Source organism: Aeromicrobium sp. (assembly GCF_036675695.1).
In the GTDB taxonomy this organism is placed as follows: Bacteria; Actinomycetota; Actinomycetes; order Propionibacteriales; family Nocardioidaceae; genus Aeromicrobium.
In genome coordinates this window covers 12,756-27,659 of the sequence record NZ_JAKFEL010000108.1, presented here as the reverse complement: position 1 = coordinate 27,659, position 14,904 = coordinate 12,756, and the positions used below count along the sequence as shown (strand labels likewise).

13 protein-coding genes are annotated in these 14,904 nt (G+C 64.4%); 6 read left to right on the top strand and 7 right to left on the bottom strand.

Annotation, left to right across the window (positions count from 1 at the left end; all coding sequences use genetic code 11):
• Positions 1–1,826: Rne/Rng family ribonuclease (locus V6M39_RS06745; RefSeq protein WP_332642996.1), on the bottom strand; the 1,826-nt coding region annotated here is incomplete at its 3' end.
• Positions 1,827–1,991: 165 nt separating this feature from the next.
• Positions 1,992–2,756, bottom strand: a complete 765-nt coding sequence (locus V6M39_RS06740) for a TIGR03936 family radical SAM-associated protein (RefSeq protein ID WP_332642995.1) — start codon at positions 2,754–2,756, stop codon at positions 1,992–1,994.
• A gap of 236 nt (positions 2,757–2,992) precedes the next feature.
• Between V6M39_RS06740 and V6M39_RS06735 the strand changes: the two genes are divergently transcribed.
• Together V6M39_RS06735 and V6M39_RS06730 are read left to right on the top strand one after the other, a co-directional pair.
• Complete coding sequence (locus V6M39_RS06735; RefSeq protein ID WP_332642994.1) at positions 2,993–4,150, top strand: MFS transporter; 1,158 nt, start codon at positions 2,993–2,995, stop codon at positions 4,148–4,150.
• Positions 4,151–4,289: 139 nt separating this feature from the next.
• Entirely contained in the window at positions 4,290–6,404 is a 2,115-nt protein-coding gene (locus tag V6M39_RS06730; protein WP_332642993.1) for an MMPL family transporter, read from the top strand.
• Positions 6,405–6,462: 58 nt separating this feature from the next.
• On the opposite strand, the gene V6M39_RS06725 is transcribed toward V6M39_RS06730, so the two are convergent.
• The 3 genes from V6M39_RS06725 to V6M39_RS06715 all read right to left on the bottom strand — a co-directional run bounded on the left by V6M39_RS06725 (position 6,463) and on the right by V6M39_RS06715 (position 9,150).
• Positions 6,463–6,654, bottom strand: a complete 192-nt coding sequence (locus tag V6M39_RS06725) for a hypothetical protein (protein WP_332642991.1) — start codon at positions 6,652–6,654, stop codon at positions 6,463–6,465.
• Positions 6,655–6,835: 181 nt separating this feature from the next.
• The gene (locus V6M39_RS06720) at positions 6,836–7,222 is read right to left on the bottom strand and encodes a DUF5655 domain-containing protein (RefSeq protein WP_332642990.1); all 387 of its coding nucleotides are present in this window, start codon (positions 7,220–7,222) and stop codon (positions 6,836–6,838) included.
• Positions 7,219–9,150 carry a TIGR03960 family B12-binding radical SAM protein gene (locus tag V6M39_RS06715; protein WP_332642989.1) on the bottom strand — a complete coding sequence of 644 codons (1,932 nt, stop codon included), beginning with the start codon at positions 9,148–9,150 and terminating at the stop codon, positions 7,219–7,221. The genes V6M39_RS06720 and V6M39_RS06715 overlap by 4 nt, the downstream gene beginning before the upstream one ends.
• Positions 9,151–9,191: 41 nt before the next feature.
• On the opposite strand from V6M39_RS06715, the gene V6M39_RS06710 reads away from it, so the two are divergent.
• Positions 9,192–9,818, top strand: coding sequence for a hypothetical protein (locus V6M39_RS06710; RefSeq protein WP_332642988.1), 627 nt, complete (start codon positions 9,192–9,194; stop codon positions 9,816–9,818).
• Here V6M39_RS06710 and V6M39_RS06705 read toward each other — a convergent pair.
• On the bottom strand, positions 9,815–10,477 hold the full coding sequence (locus tag V6M39_RS06705; protein ID WP_332642987.1) for an NADPH-dependent F420 reductase: 663 nt from the start codon (positions 10,475–10,477) through the stop codon (positions 9,815–9,817). The two genes, V6M39_RS06710 and V6M39_RS06705, sit on opposite strands and share 4 nt — an antisense overlap.
• Positions 10,474–10,884 (bottom strand): nucleoside-diphosphate kinase, encoded by a 411-nt coding sequence (gene ndk, locus V6M39_RS06700; protein ID WP_309968482.1) that lies wholly within the window; start codon positions 10,882–10,884, stop codon positions 10,474–10,476. The genes V6M39_RS06705 and ndk overlap by 4 nt, the downstream gene beginning before the upstream one ends.
• A 36-nt stretch (positions 10,885–10,920) precedes the next feature.
• Here ndk and V6M39_RS06695 point away from each other — a divergent pair, with 36 nt between their 5' ends.
• The 3 genes from V6M39_RS06695 (at position 10,921) to V6M39_RS06685 (ending at position 14,904) form a co-directional block, all read left to right on the top strand.
• Positions 10,921–12,570, top strand: a complete 1,650-nt coding sequence (locus V6M39_RS06695) for a glycoside hydrolase family 13 protein (RefSeq protein ID WP_332642986.1) — start codon at positions 10,921–10,923, stop codon at positions 12,568–12,570.
• Positions 12,571–12,700: 130 nt separating this feature from the next.
• On the top strand, positions 12,701–13,987 hold the full coding sequence (locus V6M39_RS06690; RefSeq protein ID WP_332642985.1) for an extracellular solute-binding protein: 1,287 nt from the start codon (positions 12,701–12,703) through the stop codon (positions 13,985–13,987).
• A 59-nt stretch (positions 13,988–14,046) separates the two neighbouring features.
• Complete coding sequence (locus tag V6M39_RS06685) at positions 14,047–14,904, top strand: carbohydrate ABC transporter permease (RefSeq protein ID WP_332642984.1); 858 nt, start codon at positions 14,047–14,049, stop codon at positions 14,902–14,904.

Sequence of the window (14,904 nt, the reverse complement as noted above, 5' to 3'; positions counted from 1 at the left end):
ATGAAGTCGACGACGATGATGCCGCCGATGTCACGCAGGCGAAGCTGGCGTACGACCTCTTCTGCGGCTTCGAGGTTGTTCTTGGTGACGGTCTCTTCGAGGTTGCCGCCCGAACCGGTGTACTTGCCCGTGTTGACGTCGACGACCGTCATGGCTTCCGTACGGTCGATGACGAGGGACCCGCCTGACGGCAGGAACACCTTGCGCTCGAGCGCCTTGTGGATCTGTTCATCGAGTCGGTATGACGTGAACGCATCGACGTCGGCGTTGTCGTAGCGCGTGACGCGCTCGGCGAGATCGGGAGCGACGTGATCGATGTAGCCCTTGATCATGTCCCAGGCGTCCGCACCTTCGACGACGAGACCGTTGAAGTCTTCGTTGAACAGGTCGCGTACGACCTTGATCATCAGATCGGGCTCGGAGTAGAGCAGGTCAGGCGCTTTGCCAGCCGCGACCTTGCGCTCGATGTCTTCCCAACGCGCGGTCAGGGCAGTGACGTCGCGGGTCAGCTGATCTTCTGTCGCACCCTCAGCAGCCGTACGGACGATGACGCCGACGTTCTCCGGCAGGACCTCTTTGAGGAGCGCCTTGAGGCGCGTGCGCTCGTTCTCGGGCAGCTTGCGGGAGATTCCGCTGGTCTGACCATTGGGCACCAGCACGAGGAAGCGGCCGGGCAGACTGATCTGGCTGGTGAGCCGCGCGCCCTTCTGGCCGATCGGGTCCTTCGAGACCTGCACCAGGATCGTCTGGCCGGGCTTGAGGGCGTCCTCGATCTTGCGGGCCTTGCCGTTGCCGAGCGTGGTCCAGTCGACTTCACCGGCGTAGAGCACAGCGTTGCGGCCCGCTCCGATGTCGACGAACGCGGCTTCCATGCTTGGCAGCACGTTCTGCACCTTGCCGAGGTAGACATTGCCGATGATCGAGACCTGCGACTCTCGGGCCACGTAGTGCTCGACGAGCACGTTGTCCTCGATGACAGCGATCTGCGTGTAGTCATCGCGCTGACGTACGACCATCTCGCGCTTGACAGACTCGCGGCGGGCGAGGAACTCGGCCTCCGAAACGATCGGAGCACGACGACGTCCGGCTTCGCGACCCTCGCGACGGCGCTGCTTCTTGGCTTCCAGGCGGGTGGATCCGGCTACTCCGGTGATCTCGTCCTCGGCGGTGCGACCACTGCGTACGCGGACGACGGTGTTCTCGGGATCGTCGGGCGATCCGTCGACACCTTCACCCGCGCGGGCGCGGCGACGGCGGCGGCGGGTGTTGCCGTTGCCGTCTTCTTCGGTGTCGTTGTCGTCGCCATCTTCGTCGTTGCTGTCGTCATCGGTCGCGTTGTCGTCGCCGGCACCCTTGCTGCGGCGGCGGCCTCCACGGCTGCGGCGGCGGCGCTTGGGCGCGTTGGGGTCGTCATCGTCGTCGCCGTCGTTGTCATCGGTCTGCGACTCGGCGGGAGCGGGCTTGGGGCGAGCCGGCGCGAGGCCGGGCTCGGGCGCTTTGAACATGGCAGCTGTGGATGACGCTGCGGGCTTCTTGGGCTCGTCTGCATCGTCTTTCGTTGCGGCGACCTTCTTGGCCGGCGCCTTCTTTGCCGAGACCTTCTTTGCCGGCGGAGCATCGTCCGCGGGCTCGTCAGCCGAATCGACCTTCTTGCTCTCAATGGGGGCACCTTCCGAGCCGTTCTTGGCCGGAGCCTTCTTCTTGGGTGCCTCAGGTGGAGCGAAGCTCACGGCGGCCGGCGGCCCAGCGGGACGGCCAGCGGCACGGCGTCGGGCGGGAGCGGTTTCGGATGTTGCTTCGGTGGTTGTTTCGTTGTCGTCGAGCATGTGCTCTCCTTCGCCCGGGCCGATCGAGATCGATCCGGACACGTCTGCGGCCCGCAAGCGGGCCTAAAGCCTTCGGTCATCCCCAGCGCCACGCGCCAGGGTGTTGACGACGATCAGCGGCTTGTCACATCAGCTTTCACACTCACCGCCGCGGTCAGCACCCGATCAGGATGCGTCGCGGTCGAAGGCAAGTGGATCGCCTACCGTGCCGGTCTCAGTCTCCAGAGGACCTTGGGCCAAACGAGTCGCCGTGGGCGTCCGCTTGAGCTCGAGGCCACCGCTGGACTTGAGTCCGGCGAGAACGTCATCTGGTCGTACTGACGGTGTTACGTGCAGCACAACCATGGCAAGTATCGCACATGGGACCCCGCTGCTCACATCTGAACGCGCCACGAGATCGACCACTGGTTCGCGACAGTTCAGGATTCGAGGGCCCTGCTTCATCATCCGTTCGATCGGAACGTCGTCCTCCGCGAGGAATGCCCGCACCGCGGATTCGGCGTCCTCAAGAGCAACTTCCGGCAGCATGATGTCCCATTTGCTCGCCTGCAACCGGTCTGCGAGTGCGCCAGGTTTCGCGACAACGACGTCGACGATGTCGAGGCCGTCAGGCAGCGCCGAGTCGAGCAGCGTACGTACCGCATCAGGGTCACATTCGCGCGTCATGCCGATCTCGAGGTATTCCGCCTCGCTCGCCGCGCCCGTCGGAGACGCATTGGCGTACGAGATCTTGGGGTGCGGCGTGAACCCCGACGAGTGACCGATCGGTATGCCCGATCGCCGGATCGCCCGCTCGAAAGCACGGGCGAAATCGCGATGACTGGTGAAGCGCAGACGACCCCGCTTGGCGTAGCGGATACGCAGCTTCTGGACGATCGGAAGCTGTGGGTTGGGGGCCTCCGGATTGGGAGTCCCCTCGAGCGTCGTCACCCGACGAGACTACCCGCGGACTCGCCACGCAGAATGGGCGAGTGCCCACGCCCAGACGAATGATCCCGGGGGGTGCCGGTAAAGCGAGCGGCGCATCCGCGCCCGATCCGGCAAGGCAGAGGAGGAAGGCGGCCCGGGGTTGGCCGTCGACCGACGATAACGCCGCCGGGCGGGATGCGGGGCGACGCGAGTCAGGCAACGTCCCTCGGGATCACTCGTCGCGCCCCGGACGCTGGTTGGTCGGAGTCGCGATCGTCCTTCTTGCCGTCAACCTTCGGCCAGCTGTCGGCAGTGTGGGCGTTGTCCTTGACGCGCTTCGCGGCGATCTCGGCATGTCGGTCACAGTCGCCGGGCTCCTGACCACACTGCCCGTTCTGTGCTTCGCCGCGGCCGGCATCGCCGCACACAGCGTGATCGCAAAGCTGGGGCTGCACGTCACGACGGTGCTGGTTCTCGTACTAACGGTGGTCGGTGTAGCGGCCCGTTCGCTCGTCGACTCCCCTGAGCTGTTCCTGTTCTTCTCCGTGGTGGCATTGTCCGGATGCGCCATCGGAAACATCCTGCTCCCGCCTCTCGCCAAGCGTCACTTCCCCGATCACATCGCCGGAATCAGCGCCGCGTACGGCGCAGCGTTGATGGGTGGCGGGGCGATCGCCTCGTTCGTCACTGTGCCGCTGGCTTCCGCGCTGGGTGACTGGCGATGGGGAACGGCATTCTGGGCATTCCTTGCGCTCGTCGCGCTCCTGCTGTGGCTCCCCCACCTGCGGGACTCCGTACACGTCGATCCGGTTGCCGATGCCCGCTTCAAGCTGCGCGACCTGGCGCGCTCGAGACTGGCGTGGGCCATGGCACTGCTGTTCGGGGTGCAGTCGGCGCAGGCCTACGCACAGTTCGGCTGGTTGCCCGCGATCCTCGTCGATGCAGGGCTCAGCGATGCGTACGCCGGGGCAATGGTCGGGCTGTTGGGCTCGGTCGGCGTACCGCTCACCTTGTCGCTCCCCTACCTGATGAGCCGAGTAGGTGACCGAGCTTGGCTGCCGTGGGCATTCTCAGCTGTGACCGTGCTGGGCTGGGTCGGCCTCATGCTCTGGCCGGCAGAGGCACCATGGCTCTGGGCGGTCCTGCTCGGACTCGGTGGTGGCGCGTTCACCTGGACTCTCACGATGATCGGGCGACGGACCCGTACTGCCGGTGGTACGGCGGCTCTGTCGTCTTTCGTCCAAGGGACTGGATACGCGGTCTCGGCGATCGGGCCGTTCGGAACCGGACTGCTCCACGACCTCACACACGACTGGTATGCCTCGATCTCCCTCATGATCACGCTGTCCGTCTTCATCGCAGTGTTCGGCTCGATCGTCGCGCGCCCGGCGTATGTCGAGGACACCCTGAGCTAGTCCCTGAGAGTGATTGACGGCTCGCTCGCGCCGTCGATAAATTCGAGCCCGATTGAGTTGGAGTGTCACAAGTCCCTGGCGTGAAGCGTCTTGATGCTGAGCACCGCCGCGTGTCCCATCCATAGTCAGGATCCTCATCATGGAACGTCTTGCACGTCTCGTCATGCACCACCGCCGCATCGTGAGCGCCTTCTGGATCTCGATGTTGCTCATAGGTGGCTTCAGCGCTTCACAGCTGACTGATCGCCTGACGATCGACTTCTCCCTGCCCGGCCAACCCAGTGACGACGCCGAGAAGCAGCTCGTCAAGGAGTTCGGCGCTGGCTCGTTCGACACGTACGTCGGGGTGCTGACCGTCCCGGAGGGGCAGACCGTCGACGAGCACCAGAGCGACATCGCCGCGGCGTTCAAGGCGGCCCATGAATCCGCACCCGAAACGCGGATGGTCGACTTCGCCAGCACCAGTGACCCCGGATTCATCTCTGACGACAAACGCACGACGTACGCCCTGTTCCAGGCACCCTTCCCGGAGTCGTTTGGACCAGGCGTCGAGGTCGAGATCGAGCCTGCCCTGGAGAAAGCCGCCTCATCGGCGGGATTCGAGAGTGGGCTGACCTCCTACAACATGCTGGCTGCGGGCGGCGATTCCGAAGGGCCGAGCGTTCTGTTGGAAACGCTGTTCGGAGCAGCTGGTGCCCTGCTCGTCCTGATCTTCGTGTTCGCATCCTTCCTCGCCCTATTGCCACTGGTGATCGCAGCCGTGTCGATCTTGACGACGTTCACGCTGGTCCTGATCCTCTCGACGTTCAGTGACGTGAGCTTCGTGGTCCAGTTCCTGATCGCCTTGGTTGGCCTTGGCGTGGCCATCGACTACTCGCTGCTCCTTGTCTCACGATGGCGGGAGGAACGCGCGCATGGTCGCGACAACGAAGAAGCCGTCGTCATCGCCATGAAGACGGCCGGCCACGCGGTGTTCGCGTCTGGCGTCACGGTGGCGATCAGCCTGATCGCGCTGATCGTCGTACCGGTTCCGCTGATTCGAAGCATGGGCATCGGCGGCATCCTCATCCCGCTCGTCAGTACGGCGGTCGTGCTCACCCTGGTTCCGGCGCTGCTGTCGAGTATCGGACCCAAGATCGATTGGCCGCGTGTCCGCAAGGAGGGCACCGCGTCGAAGGGCTGGACAGCCTGGGCGCGCATGATCGTCAAGCACCGAACCATCGCTGTTGCGGCTGCCCTCGTGATGCTCGTTCTCTTGATCATCCCGGTGTTCAGCCTGAAGATCGGTCAGGCTGATGTCGAGTCCCTTGCTTCCGCCGGACAGCCACACGAAACCGCGCAGACGCTCCGCAGCACAGGCATCGGCACAGGAGTCCTGACTCCCATGGAGATCATCGCTCCCGCGTCCGACGCCGAGGCGATCGCCGCGGCGACCCGTGCCGTCGACGGAGTCCACATGTCTGTCATCGGCGGCATCAACGGCGACATCGCCGTCATCGATGTCATCCCTGAGAAGGAAACCGTCGACAGCACGGCCAATCCGCTTGTCGATGGGGTCCGTGACGCGGCCGAGGGTGCCTCGAGCGGGGAGGTCGGCATGACGGGTGCCGGTCCGGTCGTTCAGGACTACTTCACGGCGGTCTACGAGAAGTTCCCATACGTCCTGGCGCTGATCGCGCTCATCACGTTCATCCTGTTGGTGCGCACGTTCCGGTCGATCCTGCTGCCGCTCAAGGCCGTGCTTCTCAACCTGATCTCACTGGCAGCGGTGTTCGGCGGTGTCGTCTACTTCTGGCAGCAGGGGCACGGCTCCGACGCCATCTTCGCTGTCTCACCAACGGGAGCGATCACGTTCTGGCTGCCAGTGCTGATCTTCGCGTTCCTCTTCGGCCTGTCGATGGACTACGAGGTGTTCATTCTGGCCCGTATGCGCGAGGAGTATGACGCCACCGGAGACACAAACACGGCGGTCATCACGGGCATTGGACGCACCGGCAGGTTGGTGACGTCTGCGGCACTGATCTTGTTCTTCGCGTTCGCCGCGCTGGCGTCCTCGCCTGGTGTGGACATCAAAGTCTTGGGTACGGCGCTCGGAGTCGGCATCCTGATCGACGCCACGATCGTGCGGGCACTCCTGGTGCCGGCTCTGGTCAGCGTGCTGGGCCGCTGGAACTGGTGGCTACCGGACTGGATCGCGAAGCTTCTGCGGGTCGAGCCGTCTCCGCTGGCGCCGAAGGAAGGTCTCCGGACATAGAAGAACTCCCCTCCTCCACCTGAACTTCAGTGGTTGGAGGGGAGTTCCTTACAGGCCATCAAACGGCCGGGTGGGCGACCGCGCGGGTGGCGCGAGCCTGACGGGCGATGTGTGCCATCAGTGCGAGACGGTCGCCGTTGAACTTCTCGGCTGCAACCCGCTCTGCAGCAACGCGACGACGCTCGGCGGCGGTGACGAGCTCACGCTCACGGTTGTGGATCTCCTGCTGTGCGATGTATTCGGTGATCATGTCTTTTCCCTTTCAGAGGTCTTGCTGACATGACCTACATTCGTCGCTGAGGTAGAGCCCGCACATCGGACATGTGCCCTAACTTCTGCTTGGGTCCTACCTCAGAAGTACGTCTGAGGTACCTCACTCAGACGCGGATGTCTTAGAGCCTTCAGGGCAACAGCCTCAGCGGAGGCTGAGATCATCTCGCCGCTTGATATGCCTCGGCGAGCCACTCCCGAACCTCGTCATCGACCTGGGCCGAATCGCGCAGCTCAAGGTGATGCATCCACACGTTGTTCGAAGGATGCGCCACCTCCCTAAATCGATCGGAGCTGACCAATCGCGGCAGTGCGATGGACAGGACTGCAGGCACATCGCTTGACACGTACTGACCGGGACACCAAACAAACGCAAACGCCTTCCGACGGCGGAACGCAATCTGGCTCTTGGTCACACGAGCCTCAACCGCACCGATCTCCGCGACCGCGACCTCGACGGCACGAAAAAGTACGAGACCTTCTGGGTTCGCCTCAAAGAAGCGTTCAACTCTGTGCTCGCTGCCGTCGGCCGGCAGTGAGGTGCTCATACAACGCTGAGCGGGAGCAGCGTCTTGCCAGTGGGGCCGATTTGGATCTCGGTGTCCATCTGCGGGCACACGCCACAGTCGAAGCACGGGGTCCAGCGGCAGTCCTCGACCTCGAGGGCGCCATCAGGGTTGAGGGAGTCCTGCCAGTCCTCCCACAGCCAGTCACGGTCGAGTCCGGCGTCGAGGTGATCCCACGGGAGTACTTCGGCGTACTCGCGCTCGCGGACCGTGTACCAGTCGAGATCGATCGGCTCGCCCGCAAGGACCTCTTCGGTCTGGGTGGCCCAGCGGTCGTACGAGAAGTGCTCGCTCCAGCCGTCGAAACGGCCGCCATCGCGCCATACGGCTTCGATGATCTTGCCGACGCGACGGTCGCCTCGGGACAGCAGTCCTTCGATGATTCCGGGCTTGCCATCGTGATAGCGGAACCCGATCGCCTTGCCATACTTGCGATCGGCGCGCACCTCGTCGCGGAGCTTCTTGAGCCGCTCGTCGGTTGTCTCGTGATCGAGCTGGCTGGCCCACTGGAACGGCGTGTGCGGTTTGGGCACGAACCCTCCGATCGAGACGGTGCAGCGGATGTCGTTGCGACCCGAGACCTCGCGGCCTGTCTGGATCACGCGCTTCGCGAGCTCGCCGATCTGCATGACGTCTTCGTCGGTCTCGGTCGGAAGGCCGCACATGAAATAGAGCTTCACCTGGCGCCAGCCGTGCGAGTAGGCAGCGGCGACGGTACGGATCAGATCTTCCTCGGTCACCATCTTGTTGATGACCTTGCGGAGCCGCTCGCTGCCACCCTCGGGGGCGAACGTCAGGCCCGAGCGGCGTCCGTTGCGGCTGAACTCGTTGGCGAGCGTGATGTTGAAGGCGTCGACGCGGGTTGACGGCAGCGACAGCGAGGTGTTGGTGCCCTCGTAGCGGTCACCCAGCTGCTTGGCGACCTCGCCGATCTCGGTGTGGTCGGCGCTCGACAGCGACAGCAGTCCGACCTCTTCGAAACCGGTCTTGTCGAGACCGGTTTGCACCATCGCACCAATGCCCTCGATCGAGCGCTCGCGTACGGGCCGCGTGATCATGCCTGCCTGGCAGAAGCGACAACCACGCGTGCAGCCGCGGAAGATCTCGACACTGAACCGCTCGTGGACCGTCTCGGCGAGCGGGACCAGCGGGTTCTTGGGGTACGGCCACGAGTCAAGGTCCATCAGCGTGTGCTTGGCAATGCGCCATGGGACACCGGGGCGATTGGGCACGACGCGCTGGATGCGACCATCGGGCAGGTAGGTGACGTCGTAGAACTTGGGTACGTAGACGCCGCCGGACTTGGCGAGACGCATCAGCACCTCGTCGCGGCCACCGGGACGACCTTCGTCCTTCCACTCGCGCACGACCTCGCTGATTGCGAGAACGATCTCCTCGCCATCGCCGAGAACGGCTGCGTCGAGGAAGTCGGCGATCGGCTCGGGGTTGAACGCCGAGTGGCCGCCGGCCAGCACGAGCGGGTCGTCGTCACCGCGGTCGACCGCATGCAGCGGGATACCGGCGAGATCGAGTGCCGTGAGCATGTTGGTGTAGCCGAGCTCCGTCGAGAACGAGAGGCCGAGCAGGTCGAACGCCTTGACGGGTCGGTGTGCGTCGACGGTGAACTGCGGTATGTCGTTGTCACGCATCACCTTCTCCATGTCGGAGAACACCGCGTACGTCCGCTCGGCCAGGATCCAGTCGCGCTCATTGAGCACTTCGTACAGGATCTGCACACCCTGGTTGGGCAGGCCGACTTCGTACGCGTCGGGGTACATCAGCGCCCAGCGCACCTTGGCTGAGTCCCAGGGCTTGGTCGTCGCGTTGAGCTCGCCGCCGACGTACTGAATCGGCTTGCCGACGGACGGCAACAGCGGCTCCAGGCGGGGAAAGAGTGACTCGACGGACATGGCATCAAGGGTAACTGGCATCGCCACCTAGGATTTCCGGTGTGGCCCGCCGATCTCGCACCAAGCGTCCGTTCTCGATCAAGTACGTGCCGGTCGCTACCGACGGTGGCCCCGATCAGGTCCTGACGGTCGAGAACCACACCGACGTCTCGGTGCTGCCGACTCTGGCGTTCACGACCCGCGACATCTGGGGCCGCGAGCTGCCCAACGTCGTCACCCAGACGGTGCACGGCTCACACCGAGGCGGACCTCTGCTCCCCGCAGGTGGCACGCTGCGCGACATCCTGCGTTTCGACGGACCCGGTGCCCGTGACGTTCGCGTCATCGACGTCACTCTCGCCGAGGTTGAGGAGATCGATCATCCAGCCCTTGAGGCCGACATCCGGAGCGTGATGATCGACCTCGACCAGAAGGCGACGGACGTGCCAGAGGATTTCTGGGGAATTGGCCTCGTCAACCCCAACCCGTTCGGCGTCACGGTTCGCATCTCATTGCTCGAGTTCGAAGAGCGCGAGCGTGACTACCCGCGCCAGGTCGTCGACGTCGCGACGCTCGAGGAGGACGTCGACCTGGCATCAGTCTCCAACCACGTCATCTGGCTGCCAGAGGACGTACGCGGCCAGTTCCACGAGGTCAGCCACCACCTGCGACAGCCCACCTACAGCTAGGGCGTGTCCTGGCTGTTGATCGCCCAGTTGAACGGCGGCGCATCGGTGCCGCGCGCGACCGTGACACGGATCCAGAGCGACATCGTCATCTCGACGGCGGCCGCCGTGTCGATGCCACCCAGGTCGATCATCTGCGCGGGGCGCCAACCCATCAGGGTGAGCAGCTCGCGCGTACGGTCCTTCGCGCCAGCGTCGTCACCGCTGAGGAACACGACGTGATCACCGGGAACGGTCGACGGATCCGCCATGACAGTGCAGTTCATGGTGTTGAGCGACTTCACGACGTAAAGATCGGGAAACGCCGCCTGGATGCGCTGACCCAAGGAGTCGTCGGCCGAAGCGAGTGGCTTGGGGAATCCGCCGTCGACCGGCTCGAGCTCATTGGATACGTCGATCAGGGTCTTGCCAGCAAGCACCTGGGCTCCGGCGCTCTCGAGAGCTGCGAGCGAATGACTCCCGTTGGTCGCGTTGATGATGACGTCCGCGTGGGCGGCAGCATCAGCGAATGAGCCAGTCTTCACACCGAGGGCGCCGAAAGTCTGGAGGCTCTCCGAGTCGGCAGAACGCGCGCCGACCATGACGTCGACGCCGAGCTCAGCAAGACGGGCTGCGAGCGTACGTCCGACGATGCCGGTACCGAGAACGCCGAGGGAGGTCATGACAGTTCGGGGAACCAGAGAGCGATTTCGCGGGTCGCCGACTCCTCGGAGTCAGACGCGTGGACGAGGTTCTCGCGGTTGGAGAGCGAGAGATCGCCGCGAATGGTGCCCGGGGCGGCCTGACGGCCATCCGTGGCACCGTTGAGCAGACGGACGACTGCGATCGCTTCGTCACCTTCGAGAACGAGGGACACCAGCGGTCCTGAGACAGCGAACTCGCGCAGGGGCGGGTACCACGGCTGCTCCGTGTGCTCGGCGTAGTGCGCGTCAGCCTGGGCTGCGTCGATCGAGCGGTGCTCCATCGCCACGATGCTGAGGCCCTTGGCCTCGAAGCGGGACAGGACTTCACCCACCAGACCGCGGCGAACGGCATCGGGTTTGATCAGGACAAGAGTGCGTTGAGCCATGCTCGTAACCTACTGTGCGACGCGGAGGGAGCGACTATGACCATCACCCCCTGGTGGCGCGACGCGGTGGTCTACCAGATCTACCCGCGATCGTTCGCTGACTCTGATGGAGACGGGATCGGTGACCTCGCTGGTATCACGGCGCGCCTCTCGTATCTGGCCGAGCTCGGGGTCGATGCAGTGTGGCTCTCGCCGTTCTACACGTCACCGCAACGCGACGGGGGCTACGACGTCGCGGACCACCGCGCAGTCGATCCCTCGTATGGCGACCTGCTTGCCTTCGACGTCATGCTCGAGCAGGCGCATGACCTCGGGCTCCGCGTGATCGTGGACATCGTCCCCAACCACTCGTCTGACGAGCACACGTGGTTCCGCGATGCGTTGGCTGCCTCACCGGGCAGTCCGGAACGCGCGAGGTACGTGTTCCGCGACGGTCGGGGCGACAACGGCGTGATCCCTCCAAACAACTGGGAGAGCTGGTTCGGCGGCCCCGCCTGGACCCGCATCACCGAGCCCGACGGATCCCCCGGCCAGTGGTATCTCCACCTGTTCGACACGTCCCAACCCGACTTCGACTGGACCAATCCCGAAGTCCGCGAAGAGATGGAATCCGTCCTTCGATTCTGGCTGGATCGCGAAGTCGATGGCTTCCGGATCGACGTCGCGCACGGGCTCGTCAAAGCTGATGGCCTGCCAGACGCCGACCTCCCCTACGACCAAACGCGCGACATCACCGCGTCACAGCCGATGTGGGACCAGCCCGGCGTCCACGAGATCTATCGCAGCTGGCGTCAACTGGTCGACTCGTACGCAGTGCGGGGCGAGGACCGCGACCGGCTGCTGTGCGCCGAGGCCTGGGTCGAGCCGCCCGAAGCGCTGGCCCGGTACGTACGGAGAGACGAGCTGCACCAGTCGTTCAACTTCCACTTCCTGATGACTCCGTGGAACGCCGAGGCGCTACGCCACTCCGTGTCCGAATCGCTGGCGCAGGCCGAGTCTGTCGGCGCACCCCAGACATGGGTCCTCTCGAATCACGACGTAATGCGTCACGCCTCCCGGCTCGGCCGACGCGACGCGACCGTGCGGGTCAACACCGACGGAGTCGGTCCCGACGACGAACAGCCGGACGCCGAGCTCGGCCTTCGCCGTGCCCGTGCCGCCACCGCGGTGATGCTGGCTCTGCCCGGATCCGCGTACCTCTATCAAGGTGAGGAACTGGGACTTCCCGACGCGGTAGTGCCTGATGAGGCCATCCGAGATCCCACATGGGAACGTTCTGGGCGCAGCGTTCGCGGGCGGGATGGCTGTCGCGTGCCAATACCGTGGGAGCGCGGCGCTCCGTCGTACGGCTTCGGTCCAGGCAGCTCAGCGTGGTTGCCCCAGCCGCCCTCATACAGCGCCCTCGCCGTTGACCAGCAGCGAACCGTGACCGGCTCGACTCTGGACTTCTACAAGACTCTTCTGAGTCTCAGACGCGAACTCCGACTCGGAGTGAGCACCTTGGCCTGGACCGACGGATATCCCGACGATGTCATCGCGTTCACAGTCGGACCGGTCGCCGTCCTCGCCAATCTCGGCGCCGTCCCGCTGCCCCTCGCCGACGGATCGACTGTCCTTGCGTCAAGCCAGCCCAGGGCAGTTGGTGCGCCGATTGCGTCAGACGAGACCGTCTGGCTGAAAGTCTGACCCGAGCGGTTGCGGTCTCTTCGCACCAGGGCTACGTTCGAAATGCCTCTGTGACCCGCGTCACCAACGCGGTCTGCTTTGGGGGCGTGGTTTGGGGGAAGCAATGGCCTTGGGTCCGCTCAGAAGGATCGTGACTGGCGTCGTAGGTGTGACGCTCGCAGCGAGTGTGCTTGCCGCATGCGGTGGCGGCGGTGGCAAACCGACGCTCAATTGGTACATCAACCCGGATGGTCAGGTCACGCTCAACCAGCTGGCCAAGGACTGCAGCACCGACGACTACAGCATCAAGATCCAGCTGCTACCTGCCAGCGCGACAGACCAACGTACGCAGCTCGCCCGCCGCCTGGCCGCCAAGGACAGCTCGACTGATCTGATGAGCCTCGACCCGGTGTTCGTGCCGGAGTTCGCCAATGCCAAATGGCTGGCGCCCTTCGAGGGAGATCTCGCCAACAAGGTGCTGGACGACGACGTGCTCAAGGGCGCAGCCGAGACCGTTCTGTGGGACGACAAGGTCGTCGCGGCTCCGCAGTGGGCCAACACCCAAGTGGTCTGGTACCGCCGCTCGCTCGCCGAGGCAGCCGGACTCGACATGACCAAACCCGTGACCTGGGACCAGGTCATCGACGCAGCATCCGAGAACGACGCGACGGTCGGCGTGCAAGCCAACAAGTACGAGGCCTACGTCGTGTGGATCAACGCGCTGATCCAGGGCGCCGGCGGGAACATCCTTGATCCCTCGACGGTCGAGGACGGCCGCGACGCCAAGGTCACGATCGACTCCGAGGCCGGCAAGCAGGCGGCGGCGATCATCCGGAAACTTGCAGACTCCCCCGCTGCGCAGCCAGACTTCTCCACCTCCAACGAGGGCACCAGCCTCGGTCAGATGTTCCCCGCAGACGGGGCCGGCGAGTTCATGACCAACTGGACCTTCGTGTACAAGAACTACGAAGGACTCATCGGCAAACCGGGTGGCCCGAAGGACAAAGCAGGCTTTGAGGACCTTGGCTGGGCTCGCTATCCGCAGACGGTCGAGGGTGAAGAGTCCAAGCCACCGATCGGTGGCATCGACATCGGAGTCGGCGCCTACTCCAAGCACCTCGACTTCGCCCAGGCCGCGGCTGTCTGCGTCACGGATGCCAAGGCTCAGACGGCTCTGGCCGTCAATGAAGGGCTGATGCCATCGCGTCAGTCGGTGTATGACTCGGCCGAGCTCGCGAAGGCTTACCCCGCTGATCTGCTTGCGCTGTTCAGCCAGAGCGTCGACTCCGGCGGCCCGCGACCCAAGAGCGCGTTCTACAGCCAGATCTCGAGTGCTGTGCAGTCTCGGTGGCACTCCCCCACATCCGTCGGCCCCAGCACACCGGCCAAGTCCGCGGCGTTCCTCAAAGCCGTCCTGAGCGGAAAGGCACTCCTTTGAGTACGGCAACCGCACCCCAGGCTCCGCCCGACTCCGACCGGTCCCGCGCGGAAGGAAGGTTGGCACGCAAGCTGGTCGCCCCAGCCCTTGTGCTGATGTTGCTCGTCACGGCGTTTCCGATGCTGCGAGCGCTGTACCTCTCACTGTTCGACTACTCACTCACCGCGCCCGACGACCGTACGTTCGTAGGACTCGCCAACTATGGGACGGCATTGAGTGACGGCCTGTTCTGGAGAGACACAGTCACCACCGTCGCGATCATGATCATCACGGTGGCGTTCGAGCTCGTGATCGGCTTCGCCTTCGCGATGGTGATGCACAAGGTGATCTTCGCCCGCGGCGTCATCCGTACATCAATCCTGATCCCCTACGGCGTCATCACCGTGGTCTCCGGCTTCGCGTGGCAGTTCGCGTTCTCCAACACGAATGGCTTCGTCAACGGCTGGTTGCCGTTCATCGGCGATGACTTCAACTGGTTCGCCGAACGCAACTCGTCGCTCATCGCGATCATGGCGTCGGAGATCTGGAAGACGACACCCTTCATGTCTTTGCTGTTGTTGGCCGGGCTCGCGCAAGTGTCCAATGACATGCTCGAGGCCGCCAAGGTCGATGGGGCGACGTGGTGGCAGCGGCTCTACAAGGTGATCCTCCCCAACATGCGGGCGGCGATCATGGTCGCCGTGCTCTTCCGAGCACTCGACGCCTACCGCATCTTCGACAACATCTTCGTCATGACTGCTGGTGCCAACGCAACCGAGTCGATCTCGTTCCTGACCTACAGACAGGTGATCGAGCAGTTCCAGCTGGGCATCGGCTCAGCGCTGTCGGTGCTGCTGTTCCTGTCGGTACTGGTCGTGGCCTACGTGATCGTCAAGCTGTTCAAGGTCAATCTCGCCGACGCACGGCAGGAGGGCTGA